Source organism: Burkholderia sp. 4NA327C6 (genome assembly GCF_005502655.1).
Lineage (GTDB): Bacteria > Pseudomonadota > Gammaproteobacteria > Burkholderiales > Burkholderiaceae > Burkholderia > Burkholderia contaminans.
Window position 1 is genome coordinate 142,931 of record NZ_SCNZ01000007.1, and the last position, 25,865, is coordinate 168,795.

Consider the following 25,865-nt stretch of genomic DNA (forward strand, 5'->3'; position numbering starts at 1 on the left):
TCAGACGTATCGTGAGGCAGTCGCGCCGCTTGCGCGGCGTCTTGAGATCTTCAGCCGACTAGCATAGCGCCGGCCCGGATTTCGCGTCTTGTCGCGTTCAGTGCGGCGACGTCACGAGCGACGCGCTCTTCAGATGGAAGCGCCACGCCATCAGCACGGCCACGCTCGCGAGGCCGGCCGCGAGGCCCCACCAGAGGCCGCGGGCACCGAGGCCCACGTGGAATGCGAACCAGTAGCCAGTCGGAAAGCCGATACCCCAGTAGCCGAGGGTCGCCGCGAGCATCGGGATGCGCGTGTCCTTCAGGCCGCGCAGCGCGCCGGATCCGACGGTCTGCGCGCCGTCGACGATCTGGAACACTGCGGCGATGCCGAGCAGCGACGCGGCGAGCGACACAGTGGCCGCGTTGGCCGGATCGTCGAGGTTCAGGTACAGGCCGACGATCGCATGCGGCGCGACGATCAGCACGATGCCCGACAGCGTCATGAACGCGACACCGAGGCCGAGCGCGACGAAGCCGGCATGCCGCGCGGCGACGGGCGCCCCCGCGCCGACCCAGTAACCGACCCGCACGTTGGCGGCCTGGCCGATCGCGAGCGGCACCATGAATGCCACCGACGCGACGTTCAGCGCGATCTGGTGTGCGGCCAGCGACGTCGCGCCGAGCACGCCGATCGTCAGGCCGGTGGCGAGGAACAGCGTCGACTCGACCCCGTACGTGATCGCCACGGGCCAGCCGATGCCGATCAGTTCGCCCATCATCGGCAGCTTCGGGCGTGCGGCCGTGACGAAATGGCGGAAGCGCTGGCGGCCGTGCAGCAGCCAGATCAGGGCGAATGCGGTCAGCCAGATCGTGATCGTCGTCGCGACGGCCGAACCGAGAAAGCCGAGGCGCGGCAGCCCGAACGCGCCGTGGATCAGCCCGTAGTTCAGCACGCCGTTCACGCCGACGCCGCCGATCGACACCCACAGCAGCCGGCGCGCCGCACCGATTGCCGGCAGGAACGCGCGCATCAGCCCGACGCCGATCAGGCTGCCGAGCGCGGCGAAGCGCAGGATGCCGGTGTATTCGCCGACGTGATGGGCGAGCAGCGGCGGCTCGTGGAACATCAGCAGGATCGGTTCGGACAGCGACAGCGCGATGATGGCCGGAATCGCGAGCAGCACGGACAGCGCGAAGCCGGTCCAGTAGATGTGCGGGACGCGCTCGTCGGCCTTGGCGCCGCGCGCGTGCGCGACGCTGACGCTGACCGACGACAGCACGCCTTGCAGCACGGTCACGATGACGAAGAAGAAGTTCGCGCCGAGGCCGCCCGCCGCGAGCGAATCGGGGCCGAGCGAGCCGAGCAGCACCGTGTCGGTGACGCTCATCGCCATCTGCGAGAGCTGCGCGATCGCGAGCGGCGCGGCAAGGCGCGCGGTATCGGCGGCATGACTGGACAGGGACGGCGGCGCGGCGGCCGTCCGCGTAAGACCGGAATGCGACATGGATTGGGCGCTCGCGCGGGTGCGGGCCCGCGCTATATGTATTTATTTTGAGAGACGGCTAGCTTACGGCTTTATTCGAACGCTGTCGAACGCGCGCGCCGATGGCCATGTCGCAGGCAGGGGGAACCGTCGGGCCTAGGCTTCGCGCACGGCAATGCGCGTGTCGCCGAGCAGGACGACCTGGCCCGCACGGATCTTGCAGGTCTTGCGCAGCTCGACCGCGCCGTCGACTTTTACCGCGCCGGACGCGACGATCAGCTTCGCGGTGCCGCCGCTGTCCGCGAGGCCGGTGATCTTGAGAAGGTTGTGCAGCTCGACGTATTCGCCGGTCAGCGTGAAATCCAGATTGGGCATGACGAAGAAGGTGCGCAAAGCGCGGGAGGAATCGCCTCGCATCATACGGCACCGCGGGCCGGCGCGCGAGCGCGGCCGGCCGCCGCCTGCAGTTGTGAGGGAGTGTGAGCCATTCGTCAGCAAATGAAACGGTGGGTAACAGTCTGAGAGATTGGAGAACCGGTCGCGCGGGCCGCGGGTCTTCTGTCGTACCTGCTGCGTGTTGCGGCGGGGACGCGACGGACCGCATCGCTGCGGTTCGGGCTCACAACTTCCTGAGGAGAATTGCCATGTCCAAGATTCGTACGATGCTGATCGGTGCCGCGTTGACGGCGTTCGCCACTTCGGCCGCATTTGCCCAGACGGGTACGGCGGTGCAGGGCGCCGCCGGTGCCGGCGTACAGGCGCAGACGCCGGCGGCGGGTGCCGGTGCCGGCGTGCAGGGCGGTGCGGGCGCGAACGCGTCGGGCAATGCGGTCGGCGGCGCAACCGATGCGGTCGGCGCGGCGGCCGATGGTGCGAAGGAGTCGACGTCGTCGGCCGTCCACTCGGCCAAGAAGCACACGAAGCATGCCGCGAAGTCGGCCAAGAGCCATGTCGGCTCGGCCAAGGAGAAGGCCGGCGAAGCAACCGAAGGCGGCGCGTCGGTCGGCGCGGAGGGTGGTGCATCTGCCCAGGGCGCCACGCAGTAAGCGATGGCCGGCGCCGCGCGACGCTCGTCGTCGACGGGGCGTCGCGACGGCGGCCATCCGACGGCCCGGTTCGCGTTGCGCGAACCGGGCCGCTTTCATCCAGCGATGCGAACAGGCGCGCCGTTACGGCCGCCGTTGGCTTTGCCCTTGTCCCTGACCCTGCGCCGGCCGCGCGGCAGCCGGGGTGAATACGCTGCGCAGCCACGCGGCGAGGCGAGCGAAGACGTCGTATGGCTCCTCGACGAAGATTTCCGGCTTCAGCAGCCGCAGGTACTCCATGATCTGCTGCGCTTCCTGCTTCTGGAACGAGCCGTGCGCGAGCCCGAGCCGCAGCAGCCCGCGCAGTTCGCCGAGCTTGTCGCGCGCGGTGCTGCCGACGCTCATCTCGCATGCGAGCTTGGCCTCGTAGACCCGTTGTCGCAGCGATTCCGCGAGCCGCCACGCAGGCGTCTGCATCAATTCCTCGAGCGTCTGGATGTCTTGCGCCGCCCCCTTGATCTGCGAGGCGAGCGGATCGATCAGTGACGGATCGGCCTGTGCTTCGGCGACGATCGCTTTCGCCCAGTCGCGGCATGCCTTCGCGAGTTCGTCGGGGGTCCATTCGGAGCGCGATGCGAAGCCGAAGCCGAATTCGCCGGCCTGACGCATCAGGATCGCGACGACGTCCGGAAATTCCTTGTCGAGCGTGCGTTTCGCCCACGCGTACTGGCCGCCCTGCAGCATTCGCTGCACCGCGTGCTCGGTCAGCGGCACCATGTTGTCGAGCAGCTTGGCGCGCAGGAAATCCTCGAACGACGGCGTCGCGAACTGCGGGTCGAGTTTCAGCGACACGCGGACGAAAGCGTCGTAGTCCTTGCGTAGGGACTCGAGCGTGTCGTCCTTGAGGGAAAGGGTGATCTGGCCCATGAATCGTCTCGATGGCGGCCCGTGCAAGCCGGCGGCCGGCGCGGCGCACCGGGACGGGCGCAGCGTCGACTGACCGGTGCGCGCCGAGGCCGGTGGCGGGTCTTCATTCCCTATATCGGCGCGCCGGGCGGAAACTTGAGCGCACGCGACCGAGCGTGTGCTCAGGCCGGCAGCCAGTGGGGCAGCACGATCCCTTGCCAGAAAAAGAACACCGCGAGCCCAACTGCGATCGTCACGAGCGGGCGGCGGGTGGCGGCCGACACGAGCACGGCAGCGAGCGCGCCGACGAGCTGTGGATTGCGCCAGGTCAGCTCGGCCGTGCCGCCGTGCGGCGAAACGACCATCGGCACGATGATCGCGGTCAGCACGGTGACGGGCACGAAGCCGAGTGCGGTTCGCACGAGCGGCGGGAAGGCCAGCCGTTCGCCGAAAAGGAACAGCGTCGAGCGGATCGCGTAGGTGATGACGGCCATCCCGAGAATCAGCAGCGCGTAGCTCACGATGCAGCCTCCGTGCGCGAGCCGGTGCGCGTGCGTTCGTGCCGCAGCGTGAGCGCGACACCGACCGCGACGCCGGCGGCGACCGCGCCAAGCAGCCCGAGCTTGTACGGCCAGCCCTGCCAGAAGTACGCGAGCGTGCCGGCTGTCACGGCTGCCGCGAAATAGCGCAGCGTGCCGAGTTGCGGGACGACGATCGCGATGAAGGTCGCCGCCATCGCGAAATCGAGACCGAGCGACTGCAGACCGGGAAATGCCGCGCCGAAGCCGATGCCGGCGAGTGTCCAGACCTGCCAGTTCAGGTACATCGCGAGCCCCGAGCCGAAGAAGTAGTGGGGGCCGATCGTGCCCGGCGGGAAATGCCGGTAGTGCGCATAGGCGACCGCGAACACCTCGTCGGTCATCAGTGCGCCGAGCGTCGCACGCCAGCGCAGCGGCAGGTGTGCGACATAGGGCGCGAGCGTTGCGCTGTACAGCAGGTGACGCAGGTTCACGATCAGCGTGGTCGCGAGCACGACGACGAAGCTCGCGCTGCCCGCGATCAGGCCGAGTGCGATGAATTGCGCGGAGCCCGCGAACACGGCGAGCGACATCAGCGCGCCATGCCATGCGGCCAGTGGGCCGCCGCCAACGAGCGTGCCGAAAATCACGCCGAACGGGGCGGCGCCGATCATCATCGGGATCGTGTCGCGCGCACCGTCGAGCCATTCGTTCAATGCGCGGCGGGCAGGCGCTGCGGGTATCGGTTTCAAAAGGGGCTCCTCCATGAACTGGAGGATAGCGAGCACGGGATGTGCCCGCTTGTATGTTCTTGCGCTTCCGGGATGGAGCGGTATCGCGGTGGCGGGCCGGACGCTGTGCGTCAGCTCGCCTGCCAGCGCCCGGGCGGCACGCCGAACATGCGTTTGAAATGTCGTGTGAAGTGGCTTTGGTCGACGAAGCCGCTGGCCGCCGCGACGTCGGCGACGGGCACGCCCGCGCGCAGCGGCGCCAGCGCGCGCTGCAAGCGCAACTGGTTGCGCCACGCATGCGGCGGCATGCCGGTCGTGCGGGTGAACAGGCGCGCCGCGTGGAACGGCGACAGGCCGGCCGCCTGCGCGACCTCGTCGAGCGTCACCGGGCACACGAGATCGGCGGCGAGACGCTCGCGCATCACGTCGACGCGCGGTTCGTCCGCTGCGAGCGGCGCCGGTCGCGGCAGTGCGTCGGCATGGCGCACGATCAGCGTCGACAACGCGTCGAGCATCGCCGTTTTGGCGGCGAGCGGATCGTAGATGCGCTCGCCGCTCGCCGGATCATGAGCCGGCTGCCCGTGCGTCTGCAAGGGCAGTGCGCGCGCGCTGCCGGCCTCCATCATCCGGTGCGCCAGCGTGAGCCGGGCCGCAAGATCGGCGTCGCGAATCACGCCGGGTGCAAACCACGGCGCGTCCTGTGGGCGGCCGGCGATCGCACGGGTGAGTTCGTGGATGAATTCGACCGGTATGTAGCTGACGCGATAGCACCAGCCTTCATCGGCCGCGCGCGACCCCGTATGCACCTCGCCGGGATTGATGACGGGCACGGAGCCGGTTTCGGCGACATAGCCGCTGCCGCGATAGGTGAAGCGCTCCGCACCTTCGAGAATCACGGGGATCGTGTACGCGTCGTGCCAGTGGGGGGCGAAAGCGTGATCGCGATAGGTGGCCGTGAGGAGATCCGCGTCCGGCAGCAGCGGCGTGCGCCAGTAGCGTGCGGAGTCGGGAAGGCGGGTGGCGGACATGATCGGGCGCGGAAGCGGTCGAATCGACAGTGTATCGTTCGCGCGCCCGGCAGGCGCGGGCTTTACTTGACCGGAATCGTCGTGCCGGCCGGCATCGGTACCGCGGTGACGGCGTTCTTCGGGCTGCCGCTCACGATGCGGTCGCTGTAGGTCAGGTAGACGATCGTGTTGCGCTTGGTGTCGACCACGCGCACGACGTGCAGGGTCTTGAAGATGAACGACATGCGCTCGCTGAACACGTCGGTCTGCTGCTTGAGCGGCTCCTTGAAGCTGATCGGGCCGACTTGCCGGCACGCGATCGACGCTTCGCTCGGATCCTCGGCGACGCCGAGCGTGCCCTTGATCCCGCCGGTGCGGGCGCGCGACACGTAGCAGGTCACGCCGTTCACGACCGGATCGTCGTACGCCTCGACGACCACGCGATCGGAGCCCGTGACGCGGAAATGGGTGTTGACGCTGCCGACTTCCTCCGCGTGCGCGAGCGGTGCCGCGGCGAACGCGGAAAGCAGGAGGGCGAAGGGGGCTGAGCTCAGGAGGCGGTGCTTCATCGACGGAACCGGATGCGAATGCGGGACAGAGACTCTAGCATGCGCACGGGCCGGGCGATGAAAGCCGAATGGCGGTCCGGAAAAACAAAAGGCCCGTCGAATGACGGGCCTTTCGCTATTTGGCTCCCCGACCTGGGCTCGAACCAGGGACCTACGGATTAACAGTCCGGCGCTCTACCGACTGAGCTATCGGGGAATAAATCGGTACATCTGCGTGCTTGTTTGTCTACCAGCAAAAAGCCCGTCCACTTTCAACGGGCCTTTGCGTTTTTGGCTCCCCGACCTGGGCTCGAACCAGGGACCTACGGATTAACAGTCCGGCGCTCTACCGACTGAGCTATCGGGGAACAAACAACAACAGCAGAGAAACGAGATTATATGGAGCGTTGATCAGGTCGTCAATACTTTTGAGCCGCGGCGCACAAAAAATTTTTTGCGGCCGCTGCGCGATCAGCGCTCGAGCAGGTGCAGCTTGTCCTGCACGTCCTTCCACTCGTCCGCGTCGGCGGGTGCCGGCTTGGTCTTCGTGATCGACGGCCAGTCCTTCGCCAGCTCGGCGTTCAGCGCGGTGAACTGCTGCTGGTCGCCCGGAACGTCTTCTTCGGCATAGATCGCATTGGTCGGGCACTCGGCGACGCACACCGCGCAGTCGATGCACTCGTCCGGATCGATGGCGAGAAAGTTGGGACCTTCACGGAAGCAATCCACCGGGCACACATCCACGCAATCCGTGTATTTGCACTTGATGCAGCCTTCGGTCACAACGTGAGTCATTAAAACGCTCCTGCTTGGCGGTATATATGGGGTGGCGTTTGCGCCAAAACCGGCATTGTAACTGAAGCGCAAAACCCGCATGGCGTGGTCGGCTATCCGGCTTATATCGTTTCGTGATTAGTTTATGGGGCGCCTCCGGCGCGCGCCGAAGGGGCGCACCAGCGGCAGTGCGTGTTCCGTACGCAGGAACGGGCACGCGACCGCAGCAGGGCGGCAGGCGGTTTCACGATGGTCGGGCCCGCATTCGGGTAACATGGCCGGCAGACCGGGCGGCGCGCGGTGCGCCGAGGCCCTGTCACGATATTGGCGGTGCCGCAATCATGATCATCACTTCGCTGCTCGACACGGATCTCTACAAGTTCACGATGATGCAGGTCGTCCTGCATCACTTCCCCGCTGCAAGCGTCGAATACCGTTTCCGGTGCCGCACGCCCGGCGTCGATCTCGTGCCGTACATCGACGAGATCCGCGACGAGGTGCGCGGCCTGTGCGCGCTGCGTTTTTCCGACGTCGAACTCGACTACCTGCGGCGGATGCGTTTCATCAAGAGCGATTTCGTCGACTTCCTCGCGCTGTTCCACCTGAACGAGAAGTACATCTCGATCACGCCGTCGCCGAAGGGCAATGGTGAAATCGACATCGAGATCACGGGGCCGTGGCTGCACACGATCCTGTTCGAGATCCCGGTGCTCGCGATCGTCAACGAAGTGTATTTCCGCAATACCCAGCGCGAGCCCGACTATCGCGAAGGCCGCGAGCGGCTGCGCGAGAAGATCAAGCTGCTCGGTGCGAAGCCCGAATTCGCCGATTGCAAGATCGCCGACTACGGCACGCGCCGGCGCTTCTCGAAGGTCTGGCACGAGGAGGTCGCGCTCACGCTGCGCGACGGCCTCGGCCCGCAGTTCGCGGGCACGAGCAACGTGCTGTATGCGATGAAGCACGGCATCACGCCGCTCGGCACGATGGCGCACGAGTACTTGCAGGCCTGCCAGGCGCTCGGCCCGCGGCTGCGCGATTCGCAGATCTACGGCTTCGAGATGTGGGCGAAGGAATACCGCGGCGACCTCGGGATCGCGCTGTCGGACGTCTACGGGATGGATGCATTCCTGAACGACTTCGACATGTACTTCTGCAAGCTGTTCGACGGCGCACGCCACGATTCGGGCGATCCGTTCGAATGGGGCGAGCGGATGCTGCGCCATTACGAGACGAACCGTTGCGACCCGCGTACCAAGGTGCTCGTGTTCTCGGACGCGCTCGATATCCCGAAGGTCATGCAGTTGTACGAACGTTTCCGTGGCCGCTGCAAGCTCGCGTTCGGCGTCGGCACGAACCTCACCAACGATCTCGGCTACGTGCCGCTGCAGATCGTGATCAAGATGGTCCGCTGCAACGGCCAGCCGGTCGCGAAGCTGTCGGATTCGCCGGGCAAGAGCATGTGCGACGACAAGGCGTATCTCGCCTACCTGCGCCAGGTGTTCGGCATCGCGCAGCCGGTCGAGGAAGACGCGTCGAAGTAAGCGTCGGCCGAACGGCCAAAACTGCGTGGCGGCGGGGGCGGTCGGTATAATCCGACGGTATCGCCCGCCAACGTCACGAGGACCGTTCATGGACACTTCCGCTGCCCGTCGCCAGATCCTCGCGCGCATTCGCGCGGCGCAGGGGCGCGCGGCCGAACCCGATGCGGCCGAGCGCGACAGCGTTGCCGACTATCTCGCCCGTCATCCGGAAGGCCCGCGCCCGCCGGTGCCGGCCGATCTCGTCGCTGCATTCGTCGACGAAGCAGCACGCCTGTCGACCACGGTCGAGGAAGTCGCGACGCTTGCCGACGTACCGGCCGCCGCGGCCCGCTACCTTTGCGCTCACGGCCTGCCGACGCAGGCCGTCGCGTGGCGCACGCTGGCTGATTTCGACTGGGCGGGCGCAGGCCTGTCGGTCGAATGCCGCAAGCCGCGCGATGGCGATCTTGTCGGCCTCACCGGCTGCTTTTGCGCGACCGCCGAAACGGGCTCGCTGGTGCTGCTGTCCGGCCCCGACACCTATGCGTCGGCCGGCCTGCTGCCCGAAACGCATATCGCAATCGTTCCCGCGTCGCGGATCGTCGCCGGTCATGAAGACGCCTTTGCGCTGATCCGCTCGGAGCGTGGCGAATTGCCGCGCGCGGTCAACTTCGTATCGGGCCCGTCGCGCACGGGCGATATCGAGCAGACCATCGTGCTGGGCGCGCACGGCCCGTACCGCGTTCACGTGATCGTCGTACGGGGCGCATGACGCGCCCGCTGCATCCACTACCACTCGAACAAGGAAGTTCTGCATGAAACGACATGCCGCCTGGGCGGGCATGGCGTCGGGGATCGCGCTTGGCGCCGCCCCCGCGCTTGCCTCGGCCGCAACGCTCGACGGTGCCACGCTGTCCGCTCTCTGGGGCATCCCGTTTGCCGGGATCCTGCTGTCCATCGCACTGTTCCCGCTCGTCGCCCCCGTGTTCTGGCATCACCACTTCGGCAAGATTGCGGCCGGGTGGGCGGTCGTGTTCCTGGTCCCGTTCGCGTTCGCATTCGGCGCGGGCACCGCGTTCGGCACGCTCGTGCATGCGCTGCTCGAGGAATATATCCCCTTCATCGTGCTGCTCACCGCGCTCTATACGGTCGCGGGCGGCATCTGCGTGAACGGCAACCTGCACGGCACGCCGAAGCTGAACACCGCGATCCTCGCGCTCGGCACGCTGCTCGCGAGCGTGATGGGCACGACCGGTGCCGCGATGCTGCTGATCCGGCCGCTGCTGCGCGCCAACGACAACCGCAAGCATGTCGTGCACGTCGTGATCTTCTTCATCTTCCTCGTCGCGAACGCGGGCGGTTCGCTGTCGCCGCTCGGCGATCCGCCGCTGTTTCTCGGTTTCCTGAATGGCGTGAGCTTCTTCTGGACGACCACGCACCTCGCATTGCCGATGCTGTTCATCTGCGTGGTGCTGCTGACGCTGTTCTTCGTGCTCGATACATACTTCTACCGGAAGGGTGGAGAGGAGCGGCCGGCCGTGCTCGACCCGACGCCCGACAGCGACCGGCTGTCGATCGACGGCAAGATCAATTTCGTGCTGCTCGCGGCCGTGATCGGCCTGGTACTGATGAGCGGCGTGTGGAAGCCGGGCATCACGTTCGATGTATGGGGTACGCACGTCGCATTGCAGAATCTCGTGCGCGACGTCGCGCTCGTGGGCGTGACGCTCGCGTCGCTCGCGCTGACGCCACGCTCTGCGCGCGAGGGCAACGCGTTCAACTGGGCGCCGATCGAGGAAGTCGCGAAGCTGTTCGCGGGGATCTTCGTGACGATCGCGCCGGTGATCGTGATCCTGCGCGCCGGTGCCGACGGCGCATTCGCGCAGATCGTCCATCTCGTCACGGGGCCGGACGGCAAGCCGATCGACGCGATGTACTTCTGGGCGACGGGCATCCTGTCGTCGTTCCTCGACAACGCACCGACCTATCTCGTGTTCTTCAACCTCGCAGGTGGCGATGCACAGTCGCTGATGACGACCGGCGCGTCGACGCTCGCCGCGATTTCCGCGGGCGCGGTGTTCATGGGCGCGAACAGCTATATCGGCAACGCGCCGAATTTCATGGTGAAGGCGATCGCCGAGTCGCGCGGCGTGAAGATGCCGAGCTTCTTCGCGTATCTCGGCTGGGCGCTGGTCGTGCTGATACCGGTATTCCTGCTCACGTCGTGGATCTTCTTCACGGCGTAAGCTGACGATTTTCAACCCTGGAGCGGGTGGTCCCTGCGGCGCACGGCGCGCAGCGATCCGCTCGCGGCACGTGGAGATGGCGATGCAGAAGATCCTGGTCGCGCGTCCGATCTTTCCGGACGTGATCGAGCGGCTCAAGCAGTATTTCGACGTCGACTGGAACAACGGCGACGCACTCGCGCCCGACGCGCTCGCCGCGCGTCTGGCCGACAAGGACGGCGCGCTGACGGCCGGCGATCCGGTCGGCGCGGCCGAGCTCGCGGCGGCGCCGCGCCTGCGCGTCGTGGCGAACATGGCGGTCGGCTACAACAATTTCGACATGGCCGCGTTCAACGCGGCGAACGTGCTCGGCACCAACACGCCCGACGTGCTGAACGAGTCGACCGCCGATTTCGGCTGGGCGCTGATGATGGCCGCGGCCCGCCGGATCGCCGAATCCGAGCACTGGCTGCGCGCCGGCCACTGGCAGAAGTGGGCGTACGATGGTTTCCTCGGCAGCGACATCTACGGCTCGACGCTCGGCGTCATCGGCATGGGGCGCATCGGCCAGGCGCTAGCGCGTCGCGCGCGCGGCTTCAGGATGCAGGTGATCTATCACAACCGGTCGCGGGTCGCGCCCGAGATCGAGGCCGAGCTGAATGCCGAATACGCGTCGAAGGACGCGCTGCTCGCCCGCGCCGATCACGTCGTGCTCGTGCTGCCGTACACGAAGGAAAACCATCACACGATCGGCGCGGCCGAGCTCGCGAAGATGAAGCGCACCGCGACGCTGACCAATATCGCGCGCGGCGGGATCGTCGACGATGCGGCGCTGGCCGTCGCGCTGCGCGACGGGACGATCGCCGCGGCCGGCCTCGATGTGTACGAAGGCGAGCCCACAGTCCATCCGGCGCTGCTCGAGGTGCCGAACGTCGTGCTGACGCCGCATATCGCGAGCGCGACCGAAAAAACGCGCCGAGCGATGGCGAACCTTGCCGCCGACAACCTGATCGCCGCGCTGGGCGAAGGGCCGCGCGCAGGGCAGCCGCCGAATCCGATCAACCCTGACGTGATCGGGAAGACGCGCGCATGACGATGACGTTGTTGCTTGCGGCGGTCGTCGTGCTGGCCGTCGCGCTTGCGGTGGCGATCGTCGCGCTCGTGCGCGGCGGTGGCCGCCACGACGATACGGCGATACTCGGCGACCAGATCGAGGACGCCGCGCATGCTCAGGCGCGCGCGGTCGAGCGGCTCGAACGAGAATTGCGCGGCGAGATCGTCGAGAACGCGCGCGGTTCGCGCACCGAGCTGGCCGGCAGCTTCGCGCAGTTGCAGCAGACGCTCGCCGCGCAACTGACGAGCGTCGCGACGGTACAGAACAACCAGATCGAGGGTTTTGCACAGCAGCTCGGCAAGCTCGTCGCCGGCAATGCGCAGCAGTTCGACGCGATGCGCGAAAGCGTGCAGCGCCAGGCGCAGCAGGCGCGCGAGGAGCAGACGGGCGCGCTCAGGCTGTTCGGCGACACGTTGAACCGGCAGCTCACGCAACTGACCGAAGCGAACGACCGCCGGATCGGCGAGGTGCGCGCGACGCTCGAACAGCGGCTGAAGGAAATCGAGACGAACAACGCGGCGAAGCTCGAGGAGATGCGCCGCACCGTCGACGAGAAACTGCACGCAACGCTCGAGCAGCGGCTCGGCGAATCGTTCAAGCTCGTGTCGGACCGGCTCGAGCAGGTGCATCGCGGGCTCGGCGAGATGCAGACGCTCGCGGCGGGCGTTGGCGACCTGAAGAAGGTGCTGACCAACGTGAAGACGCGCGGCACCTGGGGCGAAGTGCAGCTCGAGGCGCTGCTCGAACAGATGCTGACGCCGGAGCAGTATGCAAAGAACGTCGCGACGGTGCCGAAGAGCAGCGAGCGCGTCGAGTTCGCGATCCGGCTGCCGGGGCGCGAGGCCGGCACGCGCGACGCGCCGCCCGTGTGGCTGCCGATCGACGCGAAATTCCCGCGCGAAGACTACGAGCGGCTGATCGACGCGCAGGAGCGTGCCGATGCGGTGGCGGTCGAGGAAGCGGCCCGCGCGCTGGAAGCGCGCGTGCGGCTGGAGGCGCGCACGATCGCCGAGAAGTACGTCGCCCCGCCGCACACGACCGATTTCGCGCTGCTGTTCCTGCCGACCGAAGGGCTCTATGCGGAGATCCTGCGTCGCCCAGGGCTGACCGACCTGCTGCAGCGCGACTATCGCGTGACGGTCGCCGGCCCGACGACGCTCACCGCACTGTTGAACAGCCTGCAGATGGGTTTCCGCACGCTCGCGATCGAGCAAAGGTCGAGCGAAGTGTGGCAGGTGCTCGGGGCGGTGAAGACGGAGTTCGGCAAGTTCGGCGACGTGCTCGCGCGCACGAAGTCGCAGCTCGAAACGGTCACGCGCTCGATCGAGGCCGCCGAGCAGCGCACGCGCGTGATGGGCCGCAAGCTGAAGCAGGTCGAGGCGCTGCCGGGCGATACGGCGGCAGGGCTGCTTGGTGCGGAAGGGGGCGACGGTGCCGATGCGGACGACGCGTGACGCATGACGCACATGGCCCACATCGGCCGGAAAGCAAAAACGGGCGCCGCGGCGCCCGTTTTCCTTTGAAGCGATTGCCGGCGTAGCCAGCTCGTGGTCAATGCCCGGCGAGCGTATCCAGTGCGTCGCCCGTGACGCGAACGATGCGCCAGTCGGGCAGCACGGTTGCGCCCATCTTTTCGTAGAAATCGATCGCCGGCTGGTTCCAGTCGAGGACCGACCATTCGAAGCGTCCGCAACGGCGCTCGACGGCCAACGCCGCGAGGTGACGCAGCATCGCGGTGCCGAGGCCCGTGCCGCGCTGCGACGGCTGCACGTACAGGTCCTCGAGATAGAGGCCGCGACGGCCGAGGAACGTCGAATAATTGTGGAAGAACAGCGCATACGCGACGATCGCGCCGTCGTGCTCGGCCACCCGTGCCTCGGCGGCAGGCTGCTCGCCGAACAGCGCGTCGGCGAGATCGGCCTCGGTCGCGACGAACAGGTGCGCAAGTTTCTCGAACTCGGCCAGCTCGCGCATCAGCGCGAGGATCGCGCCGACGTCGCGTGCCTGGGCCGCGCGGATCAGCGGCGTGCCGTTCACGCTTCTTCCGGCGGGTCGGACAGCACGATCTCGATGCCGCCGAAGCGCGATGCGACCCAGTTGTACGCGTGGCATGCGATCCACAGCAGCACGAAGCCGAGGATGGCGTTCAGCAGCAGCGCGCTCAGGATCGTGCTCAGTTCGACCATCCCGTAGCGGACGTACGCGACGAGAATGCCGAGCAGCACGATCGGCACGCTGAACGTCAGGTAGACGAGGATCAGCGCCTTTGCGGTCTGCCCCGCGGCGATCGACGAAATTTGTTTCTTCATGTGCGGATTGCCCCCGTAGAGATATACCGATAGTGGAATTCAGATCAGGCCGTCGAGCGGCAGGATGTCGACCGGGGTGCCCGCGTCGACTGCCGCGGTATCGTGGCCCAGGACGATGAAACAGTTGGCGGCCGAGAGGCCGCTCAGCGATGCGGAACTCTGCGAGCCGGCCGGTGCGACGTGCCAGCGGCCGTCGGCGGCGCGCGTCGCGATGCCGCGCAGGTAGTCGGTACGGCCCGGGCGCGTCTTCAGCGCTTGCGTGCTGAGTGCCGTATACATCGCCGGCGGCTGGGCCTGCGCGCCGGCCAGCGTCAGCAGCGCGGGGCGCACGATCGCATGGAATGTCACGGCAGATGCGACCGGGTTGCCGGGCAGCCCGAAGAACAGCGTCTGACCGGTGCCATCGGCCGCATGCGAGAGCGTGCCGCACGCAAGCGGGCGGCCGGGACGCAGCGCGAGGCTCGCGAACGTTACGTCGCCGAGCCGTGCCATGACGTCGCGCGTGAAGTCGGCTTCGCCGACCGATACGCCGCCCGACGTGATCACCGCGTCGGCCTGCGCGGCGACCGCGCCGCGCAACGCGGCTTCGAGGGCGGCCGGGTCGTCGCGGACGATCCCGAGATCGACCGCGTCGACATGCAGCCTTTCGAGCATCGCGATCAGCATTCCGCGATTGCTGTCGTACAGGGTGCCGGGGCCGAGCGTCTCGCCGGGCTCGCGCAGTTCGTCGCCGGTGGAGAACACGGCGACGCGTATGCGCCTGCGCACCGAAACCTCGGTGACACCGAACGACGCCAGCAGGCCAAGATCGGACGGCCGCAGGATGCGGCCGGCGGCAAGCGCACAGGCGCCGCGCGCGAGATCCTCGCCGGCCTTGCGGCAGTTCGCGCCGCGTGCGATGTCGTGTGCGGCGAAGTGGATCGTGTCGCCGTCGATGCGCACGCGTTCCTGCGGAATCACCGTGTCGCAGCCGGCCGGCATCGGCGCGCCCGTCATGATGCGCACGCATGATCCGGCCGCCACGGCGCCGTCGAACGGATGGCCGGCGAGCGCAGTGCCGACGACCGTCAGTGTGACGTCGGCTTGCGGCGATGCGTGTGAGCCTGTGCTGCCGTCGAACGCATAGCCATCCATCGCCGAGTTGTCGTACGCGGGAATGTCGAACGGCGCGTTCACGTCGGCCGCGAGCACGCGGTCGAGCGCATCGCGCAGCGTCACCGTGTCACACGCGTCGACCGGCACCGCGAAGCGGCACGCGAGCGCCTGCGCGTCGGCGAGCGACAGCGGGGCATCGGAATCGGGTGCGGTTCGGGGGGCGGGCGAGGATTGCGTGATCATCAGTCGGACTGCGCCGCAAGGCGTATCGGGTTCGTGGCCGGTGGCGCGAGGAGGGTGCCTGGGCGCGGGTTTCGCGTGGCGGCGGGCGGGAACCGCACGGGTGCCGTCAGCGGCGGGCCAGCGCGGCGAGTTCCTGCCAGGAGTTGGCATTGTAAAACGCACGCTCGTCGTGAAACTCGACTTCGACCGTCTTGTGGCGTGCGTACCACGCACGCACCTTGCGGTCGCCGGCGGCGAGCCGGGCGGCGAGATCGTCGGCCAGCGACGTGCGCAGCAGCGCGAACGTCGGCTGCGGCGAGCGCACTAGTTGTTCGTCGACGGTCACCGCCATGGCGATGTCGGCCTGCTGCGCGTCCAGCGCCGCCTGCAACCGTGCGACGAGGTCGGCCGGCAGATAGGGTGTATCGCATGGCGAGCACGCTACAAGCGGCGCGCGTGCCGCCCGCATGCCGGCGAGCAGTCCCGCGAGCGGGCCGGGGAAGTCGGGTGTTTCGTCCGCGACGATGCGCGCATCGAATGGCGCACCGAGTTCGGCATAGCGATCGGCATGGCGATTCGCACTGATCAGCGTCTCGTCGACCTGCGGCGAGAGCCGGCGCAGCGCGTGCAGCGCGAGCGGCGTGCCGTCGAGCAACTGCAGGCCCTTGTCGACGCCGTCCATGCGTGTGGCGCGCCCGCCTGCGAGCAGCAGGCCGGCGATCGAGGGAGAGGCGGAAGCGGGCATGGCAAGAGGGCGGGAAGGGCGGCGTGCGTCAGCCGCCGATATACGACATCTCGACCCGCTTGCCGGCGCCGTCGGGCACGGCGTCGGCCGACGCGCTGCCGCGCAGCTGCGAATAACGGTCGGTGCGGACCTGCCAGATGCGGGCGATCGCGGTCGCGATCTCGGCGTCGCTCGCGCCGCCGCGCACGAGCGCGCGCAGGTCGTGGCCCGCCGACGCGAACAGGCACAGGTACAGCTTGCCTTCGGTCGACAGCCTTGCGCGCGTGCAGTCGCCGCAGAAGGCCTGTGTGACGCTCGAAATCACGCCGATCTCGCCGCCGCCGTCCGCATAGCCCCAGCGCTGCGCGGTTTCGGCCGCCGTATGCGGATCGAGCGGCACGAGCGGGAAGTGTTCGGCGATCCGTGCGATGACGTCGGCCGACGGCAGCACCTCGGTCATGTTCCAGCCGTTCGACGTGCCGACGTCCATGTATTCGATGAAACGCAGGATCACGCCGGTACCGCGGAAACGCTCGGCCATCGGCAGGATCTCGCTGTCGTTGGTGCCGCGCTTCACGACCATGTTGACCTTGACCGGTGCGAGGCCCGCGGCCTGGGCCGCGAAGATGCCGTCGAGCACGTCGGCGCTCGCGAACTCGGCATCGTTCATCCGCTTGAACAACGTATCGTCGAGCGCGTCGAGGCTGACCGTCACACGCGTGAGCCCGGCGTCCTTCAGCGCGCGCGCCTTGCGTGCGAGCAGCGAACCGTTGGTCGTGAGTGTCAGGTCCAGCGGGCGGCCGTCATGCGTGGTCAGGCGGGCGAGGCGCTCGATCAGGAATTCGAGATTCTTGCGCAGCAGCGGCTCGCCACCGGTGATACGGATCTTCTCGACGCCGTGTGCGACAAAGAGTCGCGCCACGCGTTCGATTTCCTCGTGCGTGAGCAGCGCGCTGTGCGGCAGGAACGGGTAGTCCTTGTCGAAGACGGCGCGCGGCATGCAGTACACGCAGCGGAAGTTGCAGCGATCCGTCACCGAAATGCGCAGGTCGCGCAGCGGCCTGGCGAACGTGTCGGCCAGCGTGCCGTCCGGGGCGTGCGCGACGCCGGAGACGTCCGGCATCCCGCTGACGTCGGCGAGAGGAATGATGCGTCGGGACATGTTGAAAGAAGTGCGGACCAGACCTCTATTTTAGCCGCAAGCGGCAGGTCGGTCCGGTGGGCGGAAACCCGCAGCGCGGACATGAAAAAGCCCGCCGGAGGCGGGCTTTTCCTGGTTGGACGATGCGTCGATCAGTGATGCGTCGTTTCGACCTGCTGCATCGGTGCCGTATCGACCGGCGGCAGTGCCTTGCGTTCGCGCGGCACGCGAGCCGGACGCGGGAGGCGCGACGCGGCTTCCTGCGCAGCGGCAAACTTGTCGGCGTCCGTGTTCACCCAGACGAGACCAGCCTGCTCCAGCACGGTATCCAGGCTCGCCGAAGCGGGCGCGGCTGCCGGTTGGGCGGGGGCCGGAGCCGGTGCGGGTGCCGGTGCTGCGACGACCTCGACCGGCGCCGCTTCGACATGGGCCGGTTCCGCAACCACCGGAGCGGCTTCGGTCGTCACGGCCGGTGCGGCTGGCTCGACGGGTGCCGGCTGAGGCGCCTCGACGGCGACAGGCGCGGCCGGCACTTCGAACGCGTCGGTCGGCGAAACCGCGACCGGAGCCGGACCGGCTTCCGTATCGACGGCCGGTGCGACCGGTGCCGGTTCTGCTGCCTGGGCGACCACTGCTGCTTCGACCGGCGCTGCTTCGACTACCGGTGCCGGCTGCGGCTCGACAGCGGCCGGTGCCGCCGGTTCGGCATGGTGCTCGACCACGGCTTCGGCGACGACGGCGCTTGCCGCGGCGGCTGCCACGACGACTGCCGGTGCGGCCGTGTGGGCCGGTTCGGCAGCAGCCGGTGCTTCCGGCGTCACGGCTTGCACCGTCACTTCGCCCTCTGCGCCTTGCTCGGCGTGGTCGACGACTGCGCCGTCTTCCTCGCGCTCGCGACGACCGCCGCGGCGGCCGCGACGGCGACGGCGACGTTCCTCGCCATCACGCGCGCCGGCTTCCGCGTCGGCTGCCAGTTCGGCGCCGGGCAGGGCTTCTGCGACGGCCTTGTCGGCTTCCGGTTCCGGATGGGTTTCGCCACGGGTGACGGTTTCCAGCGTTGCCGCATGCTGAGTCGGCTTGCGGCGCTCGCGACGTTCCTGGCGCTCGCCACGACCGGCTGCTTCGACGCCTTCCGGCTGCTCGACACGCTCGCGCGGTTCACGCGGTTCGCGCGGTTCGCGATTCTCACGCGGTTCGCGCAGCTCACGGCTTTCACGCGGCTCGCGGCCTTCGCGCGGGCTACGGCCCTCGCGACCTTCGCGGTTCTCGCGGCCTTCACGCGGTTCACGACCCTCGCGCGGTTCGCGGCCTTCACGCGGCTCACGAGCCTCACGCGGTTCGCGCACTTCCTTGCCTTCGCGCTCCTGGCGTTGCGACTGGCCACGGCCTGCCGCGACCTGGTCGCGGCCGCCTTGCGCCTGCTGGGCGCCGCCGCGACGGTTGCGGTTGCGATCGCCGCCGCGTTCGCCGCGTTGCTCGGACTTCTCGGCGCGTTCGCCGCGAGCCGGACGGGCTGCCTGCTCCTTCGCCGGGGCCGGAGCAACCGGTGCGGGTGCGGGCGCCGGCGATACGCCGAACAGACCCTTCAGCCAGCCGATGAAGCCGCCGGTTGCCGGCGCGACAGGCGCGGGCGCTGCAACGGGTTCGACCGGGCGCTGCGGTGCCGGGCTCGGGGCCGGACGCTCGGGCGTGATGCCCTTGACCGCGGCTTCCTGCTTCGGCTTCACTTCCGCCGCGCGCTTGCTGTAGCCGGTTTCCGACTCGAGTTCGCGGGCTGCTTCCTCGGCCATCTTCCAGGACGCGCGCGGGTCGTCGAGACGTGCGTCGTCGTGGCGCAGGCGCTCGAGCTTGTAGTGCGGCGTATCGAGGTGCTTGTTCGGGATCAGCACGATGCCGACCTTGAAGCGCGACTCGATCTTGTTGATTTCCTGACGCTTTTCGTTGAGCAGGAAGGCGGTCACCTCGACCGGCACCTGGCAGTGGATCGCCGCGGTGTTTTCCTTCATCGCTTCTTCCTGAATGATCCGCAGGACCTGCAGCGCGGACGATTCGGTATCGCGGATGTGACCGGTGCCGTTACAGCGCGGGCAGGTCACATGGCTGCCTTCCGACAGGGCCGGACGCAGGCGCTGGCGCGACAGTTCCATCAGGCCGAAGCGGGAGATCTTGCCCATCTGGACGCGCGCGCGGTCATGCTTGAGCGCGTCTTTCAGGCGCTGCTCGACTTCGCGCTGGCTCTTCGCCGATTCCATGTCGATGAAATCGATCACGATCAGGCCGCCGAGGTCGCGCAGGCGGAGCTGGCGGGCGACTTCGTCGGCTGCTTCGAGGTTCGTGCGGGTGGCGGTTTCCTCGATGTCCGCGCCCTTGGTCGCGCGCGCCGAGTTCACGTCGATCGCGACGAGCGCTTCGGTGTGGTCGATCACGATCGCGCCGCCCGACGGCAGCGGCACCGTGCGCGAGTACGCGGTCTCGATCTGGTGCTCGATCTGGAAGCGGGAAAACAGCGGCACGTCGTCGTGGTAGCGCTTCACCTTCGCGACGTTGTCCGGCATCACGATGTCCATGAATGCGCGGGCCTGATCGTGGATTTCGTTGGTATCGATCAGGATTTCGCCGATGTCGGGCTGGAAATAGTCCCGGATCGCGCGGATCACGAGGCTCGATTCCAGGTAGATCAGCATCGGCTGGCCGGCGTTGCCGCTTTGCGACGCCGCTTCGATCGCGCGCCACAGTTGCAGCAGGTAGTTCAGGTCCCACTGCAGTTCCTCGGCGCTGCGGCCGATGCCCGCGGTACGGGCGATCATGCTCATGCCGTCCGGGATCTGCAGTTGCGCCATCGTTTCGCGCAGTTCCTGACGCTCGTCGCCTTCGATCCGGCGCGACACGCCGCCGCCGCGCGGATTGTTCGGCATCAGAACCAGATAGCGGCCGGCGAGCGAGATGAACGTGGTGAGGGCGGCGCCCTTGTTGCCGCGCTCTTCCTTCTCGACCTGGACGATCAGTTCCTGGCCTTCGCGCAGGGCATCCTGGATGCGCGCGGAGCGCATGTCGATGCCTTCCTTGAAGTACTGGCGGGCGACTTCCTTGAACGGCAGGAAGCCGTGGCGGTCTTCGCCGTAGTTGACGAAGCACGCTTCGAGCGACGGCTCGATACGGGTGATGACACCTTTGTAGATATTGCCTTTGCGCTGTTCGCGCCCGGCTGTCTCGATGTCGATGTCGATGAGCTTTTGCCCATCAACGATGGCGACGCGCAGCTCCTCCTGCTGCGTCGCATTGAACAGCATGCGTTTCATGAACGACTCCAGGCGGCTCTGCTGGCGGCGCCTCGCGGTTGTCAGTCGCGAGGGCGGGAACGACGGCAGGCCGCGCCTTGTTGTGTTGTCACGAGCACGCTGGAGCGGGAACGATGGCGGGGAGAATTGCCTGAAGAGGCGCTTGGGCCCGAAACACGGGGCCGGCGGCCATAGGGCACCTGCGAACACGGCTTCAAAGCACGGCGTCCACACACCGCACGCTGTCAAAGCGCGCTAAGCCTGAGGCCGGGCACTGCCGCGGGGCGCGTCGTCATGCGACGCGCGTGCCAACGGGCGGCAGATGCTGCGGCTCGGGCCGCAGCGGGGAGTATCGAATCCAGCCCGACTTTCCCGCCTGGGGTGTACTTCCCTGGTTTGACGTCGCCAGGCCCCGCACGCTTCGCGGAGCCAAATCGGGCGCAACGCCGTAATTTTCGCAACCGGCAGCCTGCGCGGACGCACTTCGCGCCGTCGGGCTGCCGATCAAATTCTTTTCAACCAACTTTCCGTTACCGCGGCGCCTTGCCGACCGAATCCGCCTGTGGGCGCGATCCTTGCCGACGGGCGGCGCCGTGCGTGCAACTTGCTGCTTCTCTTTGATTAGGGGCGAGCAGCAGACCCCCGGCGCAAGTAAAATAACGGTTTGCGCTTGCGCCTTGCCCGGTTGATCCGGGTCGGCCGGTGAGGCCGCCCGCAACGTCTGGCTGGGCAAAATTATATTCAGTATGAACGAGTTAGGCAAAATATCCCAGAATTCGGTCGCAAGCGGCCAGGTATCGATGATCGAGATCGACGAAAACTCGGCCGGTCAGCGTATCGACAACTTCCTGTTGCGCGTCTGTAAAGGCGTGCCGAAAAGCCATATTTACCGGATCCTGCGCAGCGGCGAAGTGCGCGTGAATAAGGGCCGGGTCGATGCGCAGTACCGGCTCGCGTTCGGCGACATCGTCCGCGTGCCGCCCGTGCGCGTGGCCGCCGCCGATCTCGCGCGGGCAGAAGCCACCATCGTGCCGCCCGCGCACTTCGACGTGCTGTTCGAGGACGATGCGATGCTCGTCATCAACAAGCCGGCCGGGGTGGCGGTCCACGGCGGCAGCGGCGTCGCGTTCGGCGTGATCGAGCAGATGCGTCAGGCGCGCCCGCGCGCTAAATTCCTCGAACTCGTGCACCGGCTCGACCGCGAGACCTCCGGGATCCTGATGCTCGCGAAGAAGCGCACGGCACTCGTGGGCCTGCACGAACAGATTCGCGAGAACAAGATGGACAAGCGCTACTTCGCGTGCGTCCACGGTGAATGGCAGTCCGACTGGGGGCGTCGCCGCGCGGTGAAGGCGCCGCTGTTCAAGTATTCGACCCCGGAAGGGGAGCGCCGCGTGCGCGTGCAGGACGACGGACTGCCGTCGCATACGGTGTTCAACCTCGTCGACCTTTGGCCCGAGTACGCGCTTCTCGAAGCGGAACTCAAAACGGGTCGGACCCATCAGATCCGTGTGCACCTCGCGCATCTCGGCCTGCCGATCGCCGGCGACGCCAAGTATGGCGATTTCGCACTGAACAAGGCGCTGGCACGCGCGAATGCGCAGCCGTCGCTGAAACGGATGTTCCTGCATGCGTACCGGCTGCGGCTCGCCCATCCGCTGACCGGCGAGGCGCTGCAGTTCGATGCGCCGCTGCCGGACGAATGCCGGCGCTTCCTCGATCAACTCAGCGCACTGCGCGATACCGCCTGAACCGCATGGCTCGACAGCAATTTGACCTGATCGTCTTCGACTGGGACGGCACGCTGATGGATTCGACTGCGCACATCGCGCACAGCATCCAGGCCGCATGCCGCGATCTCGGCTTGCCCACGCCGTCCGACGAGGCGTCACGCTACGTGATCGGCCTCGGCCTGCGCGATGCACTGCAGATTACGGCTCCGACCCTCGATCCGTCCGACTATTCGCGGCTCGCCGAGCGCTACCGCCACCACTATCTGCTCGACGACCAGCGCATCGAGTTGTTCGCCGGCGTGCGCGAACTGCTCGCCGAGCTGCGCGACACCGGCTATCTGCTGGCCGTTGCTACCGGCAAGGGCCGGGTCGGGTTGAACCGCGTGCTCGACCAGTCGAAGCTGACGAGCCTGTTCGATGCGACGCGCTGCGCCGACGAAACCTTCTCGAAACCGCATCCGGCGATGCTGCACGAACTGTCCCGCGAATTGGGGCAGGACCTGTCGCGCACCGTGATGATCGGCGACACGACGCACGACCTGCAGATGGCCGCGAGTGCCGGGGCCGCTGGCGTCGGCGTCGCGTACGGCGCGCACACGGCCGACGCACTGGCTGCGCTCGCGCCGCGCTTCGTCGCGCCGGACGTCGGCGCGCTGGCCGCGTGGCTGCGGGAGCACGCATGAGCGCGGTGCCGGACGCCGTGCGCGTGTGCGCATCGGATGCACTGGCCGACGGCGGCGCCGGCGTGCGCGTCGACGCGACGCTGCGCGGCGAGCAGGCCGTCGTGTTCTTCGTGCGCTACGAGGGCCAGGCATACGGTTACCTGAATCGCTGCGCGCATGTGCCGATGGAGCTCGACTGGGCCGAAGGGCAGTTCTTCGAATCCTCGGGCCTCTATCTGATGTGCGCGACACATGGCGCGATCTACGAGCCGAACACCGGCAAGTGCGTCGGCGGCCCGTGCCGCGGTGGCCGCCTGCGGCCGGTCGAGGTCGACGAGCGCGACACCTCCGACGGGCGTGCGGTATTCTGGGTGCCCGACGCCGACCTGCGTCCCGCTGTTTCCGCCACGACCGACTGACGACAACCCTGCATGGCCGACCAACCGAATTCCCCGGATTCCTCCTCCCGTCCCGACAGCCGTGAACCGAACTGGGAGCGTGCGGCGCTCGAGCGGATCGCGCTCGCGGCCGTCAAGGAGCAGCGTGCGGCGCGGCGCTGGAAGATCTTCTTCCGCTTCGCGTTTCTCGCCGTGTTCGTGCTGTTCGCGTTCGCGCTGATCGATTTCTCGAGCGATTCGAAGTTTTCGTCGAGCGGGCGGCATACGGCGCTCGTGACGATCGACGGCGAGATCGCGGCCGGCGTGAACGCAAACGCCGACGACATCAACACCGCGCTCGACGCCGCGTTCGAAGACGACGGCACGGCCGGTGTCGTGCTGCGGATCAATAGTCCGGGCGGCAGCCCGGTGCAGGCCGGGATGGTCTACGACGAGATCCGCCGGCTGCGCGCGAAGCATCCGGACAAGCCGCTGTATGTCGTCGTGACCGACATGTGCGCATCGGGCGGCTATTACATCGCGTCTGCAGCCGACAAGATCTTCGTCGACAAGGCGAGCATCGTCGGCTCGATCGGCGTGCTGATGGACGGGTTCGGCTTTACCGGGCTGATGGGCAAGCTCGGTGTCGATCGGCGCCTGCATACGTCGGGCGAAAACAAGGGCTTCTACGACCCGTTCTCGCCGGAAACGCCGAAGATGGACGCGCACGCGCAGGCATTGCTCGACCAGGTGCACGCGCAGTTCATCAAGGCTGTGAAGGATGGCCGCGGCAAGCGGCTGCACGAGACGCCCGACATGTTCTCGGGCCTGTTCTGGACCGGCGAGAAGAGCGTCGAGCTCGGGCTGGCGGACGGTTACGGTACGACCGACACGGTCGCGCGCGACGTGCTGAAGGCGCCGGATCTCGTCGACTATACGGTGAAGGAAAGCCTGACGAACCGCGTTGCGCGCAAGTTCGGCGCGGCCGTCGGCGGCGCCGCGATGAAGGCGCTGACGACCGGCGGCGCGTCGGTCAGCCTGCGCTGACCGGAGGCGGGCGGGCCGGAATGGCCCGCCGTTCGCCTGGCGGATCGCCTGCCGCGTTCAGTTCGCCAGCAGCAGGAAGATGGCAGGGCGCTTGTGCAGATTCGGCGCAGGCGCCTTTTTCCAGTCCGTGACGGTCCGGCTCGCGATCGTCTCCGTCGCGAGGGTCAGGTCGGCTGCGACGCAGATCTGCGTCGACGGCGCGCAGGTCGCGACGAGCGTGTCGAGCATCGCCTGATTCCGGTACGGCGTTTCGATGAAGATCTGCGTCTGGCGGGCCTTGCGTGACAGTTGCTCGAGTTCGCGCAGGCGTTTCGCTCGCGCCGCCGCGTCGACCGGCAGGTAGCCGTTGAACGCGAAGCTCTGGCCGTTCAGGCCCGATGCCATCAGTGCGAGCAGGATCGAACTCGGTCCGACCAGCGGTACGACTTTCACGCCGCGCTCGTGCGCGCGGCGCACCAGCATGGCGCCGGGATCGGCGACGGCCGGGCAGCCGGCTTCGGACACGAGGCCGGCGTCCGCGCCTGCCAGCACGGGCGCGAGCAGCCGGTCGATGGCGCCGGCCGGCGTGTTGACGTTCAGTTCGCTGATCTCGATTTCCTGGATCGGGCGTGTGGTGCCGATCTTCTTCAGAAACGCACGCGTCGTCTTCGCGTTCTCGCCGATGTAATAACCGAGCGTGCCGGCGCGCGCCTGCACGGCCGCGGGCAGGACGGCCGCGAGCATCGATTCGTCGCCTTCGCCGAGCGTGTTCGGGACGAGGTAAAGCGTGCCGGCGGTCATGCGCGGTCTCCACGGGTGGTTGCAAACAACGGATAGTCGGCGGCGCGCAGCATGCGCGTGAGCGCGATCAGCGGCAGGCCGACGAGCGCGGTCGGATCGTTCGAGTCGATCGCGTCGAGCAGTGCGATGCCGAGCCCTTCGGACTTCGCGCTGCCGGCGACGTCGTACGGCGTTTCGGCGCGCAGGTACGCGTCGAGTTCGGCCTCGGGCAGCGAGCGGAAACGCACGCGCGTGACGATGTCCTCGACCTGCGCTTCACCCGTCCGGCTGTCGTACAGGCACAGCGCGCTGTGGAATTCGACTTCGCGGCCCTGCATCGACACGAGTTGCGCGAGCGCGCGCTCATGGGTGCCGGGCTTGCCGATCTGGAGCCCGTCGAAGGTCGCGACCTGGTCCGACCCGATCACGAGCACGCCGTCCGGTGCGTCGATGGTGGCGGCGACGGCGCGCGCTTTCGCGCCGGCGAGCCGCAGCGCGGTCGCGGCCGGCGTTTCGCCGTCGTGCGGGGTTTCGTCGAGGTCGGGCGACACGACGTCGAAGGGGATGCCGAGGCGCTCGAGGAGCGCGCGGCGGTAGCGTGAACTGGAGGCAAGAATCAGCCGCGGTGGGCGGCAAGCGGTATCCGGCATGGTCGGTTGGATCGGTGAGTCGTCGGGTGTTGTGC

General features: G+C 67.6%; 26 protein-coding genes and 2 tRNA genes. 10 read left to right on the forward strand and 18 right to left on the reverse strand.

The window, feature by feature from the left end; genetic code table 11:
• Nucleotides 1-97: 97 nt before the first annotated feature.
• Both norM and FFS49_RS10030 read right to left on the reverse strand, forming a co-directional pair.
• On the reverse strand, nucleotides 98-1,486 hold the full coding sequence (norM, locus tag FFS49_RS10025; protein ID WP_071334138.1) for a multidrug efflux MATE transporter NorM: 1,389 nt from the start codon (nucleotides 1,484-1,486) through the stop codon (nucleotides 98-100).
• 135 nt (nucleotides 1,487-1,621) lie between these two features.
• Complete coding sequence (locus FFS49_RS10030) at nucleotides 1,622-1,840, reverse strand: RNA-binding S4 domain-containing protein (protein WP_006486208.1); 219 nt, start codon at nucleotides 1,838-1,840, stop codon at nucleotides 1,622-1,624.
• A gap of 269 nt (nucleotides 1,841-2,109) precedes the next feature.
• Between FFS49_RS10030 and FFS49_RS10035 the strand changes: the two genes are divergently transcribed.
• Nucleotides 2,110-2,511 (forward strand): hypothetical protein, encoded by a 402-nt coding sequence (locus tag FFS49_RS10035; RefSeq protein ID WP_105817520.1) that lies wholly within the window; start codon nucleotides 2,110-2,112, stop codon nucleotides 2,509-2,511.
• A gap of 123 nt (nucleotides 2,512-2,634) precedes the next feature.
• On the opposite strand, the gene FFS49_RS10040 is transcribed toward FFS49_RS10035, so the two are convergent.
• The 8 genes from FFS49_RS10040 to fdxA form a co-directional block, all read right to left on the reverse strand.
• A complete protein-coding gene (locus FFS49_RS10040; RefSeq protein WP_071334139.1) occupies nucleotides 2,635-3,417 on the reverse strand; it encodes a DUF4088 family protein in 783 nt (260 codons plus the stop codon).
• Nucleotides 3,418-3,578: 161 nt separating this feature from the next.
• On the reverse strand, nucleotides 3,579-3,917 hold the full coding sequence (locus tag FFS49_RS10045; RefSeq protein ID WP_039370901.1) for an AzlD domain-containing protein: 339 nt from the start codon (nucleotides 3,915-3,917) through the stop codon (nucleotides 3,579-3,581).
• Nucleotides 3,914-4,681 (reverse strand): AzlC family ABC transporter permease, encoded by a 768-nt coding sequence (locus FFS49_RS10050; RefSeq protein ID WP_039370972.1) that lies wholly within the window; start codon nucleotides 4,679-4,681, stop codon nucleotides 3,914-3,916. The genes FFS49_RS10045 and FFS49_RS10050 overlap by 4 nt, the downstream gene beginning before the upstream one ends.
• Before the next feature lie 95 nt (nucleotides 4,682-4,776).
• Nucleotides 4,777-5,673, reverse strand: a complete 897-nt coding sequence (locus FFS49_RS10055) for an AraC family transcriptional regulator (protein ID WP_105817519.1) — start codon at nucleotides 5,671-5,673, stop codon at nucleotides 4,777-4,779.
• 62 nt (nucleotides 5,674-5,735) lie between these two features.
• A complete protein-coding gene (locus tag FFS49_RS10060) occupies nucleotides 5,736-6,221 on the reverse strand; it encodes a CreA family protein (protein WP_039348453.1) in 486 nt (161 codons plus the stop codon).
• A 120-nt stretch (nucleotides 6,222-6,341) separates the two neighbouring features.
• Nucleotides 6,342-6,417, reverse strand: a tRNA-Asn gene (locus FFS49_RS10065).
• Between the two features lie 75 nt (nucleotides 6,418-6,492).
• A tRNA-Asn gene (locus tag FFS49_RS10070) sits at nucleotides 6,493-6,568 on the reverse strand.
• 103 nt (nucleotides 6,569-6,671) lie between these two features.
• Nucleotides 6,672-6,995, reverse strand: coding sequence for a ferredoxin FdxA (gene fdxA / locus FFS49_RS10075; RefSeq protein WP_011351384.1), 324 nt, complete (start codon nucleotides 6,993-6,995; stop codon nucleotides 6,672-6,674).
• 320 nt (nucleotides 6,996-7,315) lie between these two features.
• On the opposite strand from fdxA, the gene pncB reads away from it, so the two are divergent.
• The 5 genes from pncB to rmuC all read left to right on the forward strand — a co-directional run bounded on the left by pncB (nucleotide 7,316) and on the right by rmuC (nucleotide 13,287).
• Nucleotides 7,316-8,515 (forward strand): nicotinate phosphoribosyltransferase, encoded by a 1,200-nt coding sequence (pncB, locus tag FFS49_RS10090; protein ID WP_039348450.1) that lies wholly within the window; start codon nucleotides 7,316-7,318, stop codon nucleotides 8,513-8,515.
• A gap of 88 nt (nucleotides 8,516-8,603) precedes the next feature.
• The gene (locus FFS49_RS10095; RefSeq protein ID WP_105817517.1) at nucleotides 8,604-9,266 is read left to right on the forward strand and encodes a lactate utilization protein C; all 663 of its coding nucleotides are present in this window, start codon (nucleotides 8,604-8,606) and stop codon (nucleotides 9,264-9,266) included.
• Nucleotides 9,267-9,309: 43 nt separating this feature from the next.
• Nucleotides 9,310-10,740, forward strand: coding sequence for a sodium:proton antiporter (locus FFS49_RS10100; RefSeq protein WP_105817516.1), 1,431 nt, complete (start codon nucleotides 9,310-9,312; stop codon nucleotides 10,738-10,740).
• 82 nt (nucleotides 10,741-10,822) lie between these two features.
• Entirely contained in the window at nucleotides 10,823-11,812 is a 990-nt protein-coding gene (locus tag FFS49_RS10105) for a D-glycerate dehydrogenase (RefSeq protein WP_105817579.1), read from the forward strand.
• Nucleotides 11,809-13,287: a DNA recombination protein RmuC gene (rmuC, locus tag FFS49_RS10110; RefSeq protein WP_105817515.1), complete on the forward strand. Its 1,479-nt coding sequence runs from the start codon at nucleotides 11,809-11,811 to the stop codon at nucleotides 13,285-13,287. The genes FFS49_RS10105 and rmuC overlap by 4 nt, the downstream gene beginning before the upstream one ends.
• Before the next feature lie 97 nt (nucleotides 13,288-13,384).
• Here the strand turns inward: rmuC and FFS49_RS10115 are convergent, their stop codons facing one another.
• The 6 genes from FFS49_RS10115 to FFS49_RS10140 form a co-directional block, all read right to left on the reverse strand.
• A complete protein-coding gene (locus FFS49_RS10115; RefSeq protein WP_105817514.1) occupies nucleotides 13,385-13,870 on the reverse strand; it encodes a GNAT family N-acetyltransferase in 486 nt (161 codons plus the stop codon).
• The gene (locus FFS49_RS10120) at nucleotides 13,867-14,142 is read right to left on the reverse strand and encodes a hypothetical protein (protein WP_006401288.1); all 276 of its coding nucleotides are present in this window, start codon (nucleotides 14,140-14,142) and stop codon (nucleotides 13,867-13,869) included. Before FFS49_RS10120 ends, FFS49_RS10115 begins: the two co-directional genes overlap by 4 nt.
• Before the next feature lie 39 nt (nucleotides 14,143-14,181).
• Entirely contained in the window at nucleotides 14,182-15,480 is a 1,299-nt protein-coding gene (gene glp, locus FFS49_RS10125) for a gephyrin-like molybdotransferase Glp (RefSeq protein WP_105817513.1), read from the reverse strand.
• 106 nt (nucleotides 15,481-15,586) lie between these two features.
• Entirely contained in the window at nucleotides 15,587-16,204 is a 618-nt protein-coding gene (mobA, locus tag FFS49_RS10130; protein WP_105817512.1) for a molybdenum cofactor guanylyltransferase MobA, read from the reverse strand.
• Between the two features lie 28 nt (nucleotides 16,205-16,232).
• Nucleotides 16,233-17,345 (reverse strand): GTP 3',8-cyclase MoaA, encoded by a 1,113-nt coding sequence (moaA, locus tag FFS49_RS10135; RefSeq protein ID WP_105817511.1) that lies wholly within the window; start codon nucleotides 17,343-17,345, stop codon nucleotides 16,233-16,235.
• A gap of 131 nt (nucleotides 17,346-17,476) precedes the next feature.
• Nucleotides 17,477-20,623, reverse strand: coding sequence for an Rne/Rng family ribonuclease (locus FFS49_RS10140; protein ID WP_105816306.1), 3,147 nt, complete (start codon nucleotides 20,621-20,623; stop codon nucleotides 17,477-17,479).
• A 725-nt stretch (nucleotides 20,624-21,348) separates the two neighbouring features.
• On the opposite strand from FFS49_RS10140, the gene FFS49_RS10150 reads away from it, so the two are divergent.
• Genes FFS49_RS10150 through FFS49_RS10165 form a run of 4 tightly spaced genes read left to right on the forward strand, consistent with a single transcriptional unit; the run spans nucleotide 21,349 to nucleotide 24,421 of the window.
• Nucleotides 21,349-22,353, forward strand: a complete 1,005-nt coding sequence (locus FFS49_RS10150; protein ID WP_039348433.1) for an RluA family pseudouridine synthase — start codon at nucleotides 21,349-21,351, stop codon at nucleotides 22,351-22,353.
• Nucleotides 22,354-22,358: 5 nt separating this feature from the next.
• Nucleotides 22,359-23,018, forward strand: a complete 660-nt coding sequence (locus FFS49_RS10155) for an HAD-IA family hydrolase (protein ID WP_039348431.1) — start codon at nucleotides 22,359-22,361, stop codon at nucleotides 23,016-23,018.
• On the forward strand, nucleotides 23,015-23,416 hold the full coding sequence (locus tag FFS49_RS10160; RefSeq protein WP_039348429.1) for a Rieske 2Fe-2S domain-containing protein: 402 nt from the start codon (nucleotides 23,015-23,017) through the stop codon (nucleotides 23,414-23,416). The genes FFS49_RS10155 and FFS49_RS10160 overlap by 4 nt, the downstream gene beginning before the upstream one ends.
• A gap of 12 nt (nucleotides 23,417-23,428) precedes the next feature.
• Complete coding sequence (locus FFS49_RS10165) at nucleotides 23,429-24,421, forward strand: S49 family peptidase (protein WP_039348427.1); 993 nt, start codon at nucleotides 23,429-23,431, stop codon at nucleotides 24,419-24,421.
• A 57-nt stretch (nucleotides 24,422-24,478) separates the two neighbouring features.
• Here the strand turns inward: FFS49_RS10165 and FFS49_RS10170 are convergent, their stop codons facing one another.
• Entirely contained in the window at nucleotides 24,479-25,201 is a 723-nt protein-coding gene (locus tag FFS49_RS10170) for an SAM-dependent methyltransferase (protein WP_039348425.1), read from the reverse strand.
• Nucleotides 25,198-25,830, reverse strand: coding sequence for a Maf-like protein (locus tag FFS49_RS10175; protein WP_105816305.1), 633 nt, complete (start codon nucleotides 25,828-25,830; stop codon nucleotides 25,198-25,200). Before FFS49_RS10175 ends, FFS49_RS10170 begins: the two co-directional genes overlap by 4 nt.
• Nucleotides 25,831-25,865: the final 35 nt, after the last annotated feature.

What these genes read in the sequence shown, in the direction of transcription:
- norM (WP_071334138.1), bottom strand. Translation starts at nt 1,486, where the DNA reads ATGTCGCATTCCGGTCTTACGCGGACGGCCGCCGCGCCGCCGTCCCTG.
- FFS49_RS10030 (WP_006486208.1), bottom strand. Translation starts at nt 1,840, where the DNA reads ATGCCCAATCTGGATTTCACGCTGACCGGCGAATACGTCGAGCTGCAC.
- FFS49_RS10035 (WP_105817520.1), top strand. Translation starts at nt 2,110, where the DNA reads ATGTCCAAGATTCGTACGATGCTGATCGGTGCCGCGTTGACGGCGTTC.
- FFS49_RS10040 (WP_071334139.1), bottom strand. Translation starts at nt 3,417, where the DNA reads ATGGGCCAGATCACCCTTTCCCTCAAGGACGACACGCTCGAGTCCCTA.
- FFS49_RS10050 (WP_039370972.1), bottom strand. Translation starts at nt 4,681, where the DNA reads ATGGAGGAGCCCCTTTTGAAACCGATACCCGCAGCGCCTGCCCGCCGC.
- FFS49_RS10055 (WP_105817519.1), bottom strand. Translation starts at nt 5,673, where the DNA reads ATGTCCGCCACCCGCCTTCCCGACTCCGCACGCTACTGGCGCACGCCG.
- FFS49_RS10060 (WP_039348453.1), bottom strand. Translation starts at nt 6,221, where the DNA reads ATGAAGCACCGCCTCCTGAGCTCAGCCCCCTTCGCCCTCCTGCTTTCC.
- fdxA (WP_011351384.1), bottom strand. Translation starts at nt 6,995, where the DNA reads ATGACTCACGTTGTGACCGAAGGCTGCATCAAGTGCAAATACACGGAT.
- pncB (WP_039348450.1), top strand. Translation starts at nt 7,316, where the DNA reads ATGATCATCACTTCGCTGCTCGACACGGATCTCTACAAGTTCACGATG.
- FFS49_RS10095 (WP_105817517.1), top strand. Translation starts at nt 8,604, where the DNA reads ATGGACACTTCCGCTGCCCGTCGCCAGATCCTCGCGCGCATTCGCGCG.
- FFS49_RS10100 (WP_105817516.1), top strand. Translation starts at nt 9,310, where the DNA reads ATGAAACGACATGCCGCCTGGGCGGGCATGGCGTCGGGGATCGCGCTT.
- FFS49_RS10105 (WP_105817579.1), top strand. Translation starts at nt 10,823, where the DNA reads ATGCAGAAGATCCTGGTCGCGCGTCCGATCTTTCCGGACGTGATCGAG.
- rmuC (WP_105817515.1), top strand. Translation starts at nt 11,809, where the DNA reads ATGACGATGACGTTGTTGCTTGCGGCGGTCGTCGTGCTGGCCGTCGCG.
- FFS49_RS10120 (WP_006401288.1), bottom strand. Translation starts at nt 14,142, where the DNA reads ATGAAGAAACAAATTTCGTCGATCGCCGCGGGGCAGACCGCAAAGGCG.
- glp (WP_105817513.1), bottom strand. Translation starts at nt 15,480, where the DNA reads ATGATCACGCAATCCTCGCCCGCCCCCCGAACCGCACCCGATTCCGAT.
- mobA (WP_105817512.1), bottom strand. Translation starts at nt 16,204, where the DNA reads ATGCCCGCTTCCGCCTCTCCCTCGATCGCCGGCCTGCTGCTCGCAGGC.
- moaA (WP_105817511.1), bottom strand. Translation starts at nt 17,345, where the DNA reads ATGTCCCGACGCATCATTCCTCTCGCCGACGTCAGCGGGATGCCGGAC.
- FFS49_RS10140 (WP_105816306.1), bottom strand. Translation starts at nt 20,623, where the DNA reads ATGAAACGCATGCTGTTCAATGCGACGCAGCAGGAGGAGCTGCGCGTC.
- FFS49_RS10150 (WP_039348433.1), top strand. Translation starts at nt 21,349, where the DNA reads ATGAACGAGTTAGGCAAAATATCCCAGAATTCGGTCGCAAGCGGCCAG.
- FFS49_RS10155 (WP_039348431.1), top strand. Translation starts at nt 22,359, where the DNA reads ATGGCTCGACAGCAATTTGACCTGATCGTCTTCGACTGGGACGGCACG.
- FFS49_RS10160 (WP_039348429.1), top strand. Translation starts at nt 23,015, where the DNA reads ATGAGCGCGGTGCCGGACGCCGTGCGCGTGTGCGCATCGGATGCACTG.
- FFS49_RS10165 (WP_039348427.1), top strand. Translation starts at nt 23,429, where the DNA reads ATGGCCGACCAACCGAATTCCCCGGATTCCTCCTCCCGTCCCGACAGC.
- FFS49_RS10170 (WP_039348425.1), bottom strand. Translation starts at nt 25,201, where the DNA reads ATGACCGCCGGCACGCTTTACCTCGTCCCGAACACGCTCGGCGAAGGC.
- FFS49_RS10175 (WP_105816305.1), bottom strand. Translation starts at nt 25,830, where the DNA reads ATGCCGGATACCGCTTGCCGCCCACCGCGGCTGATTCTTGCCTCCAGT.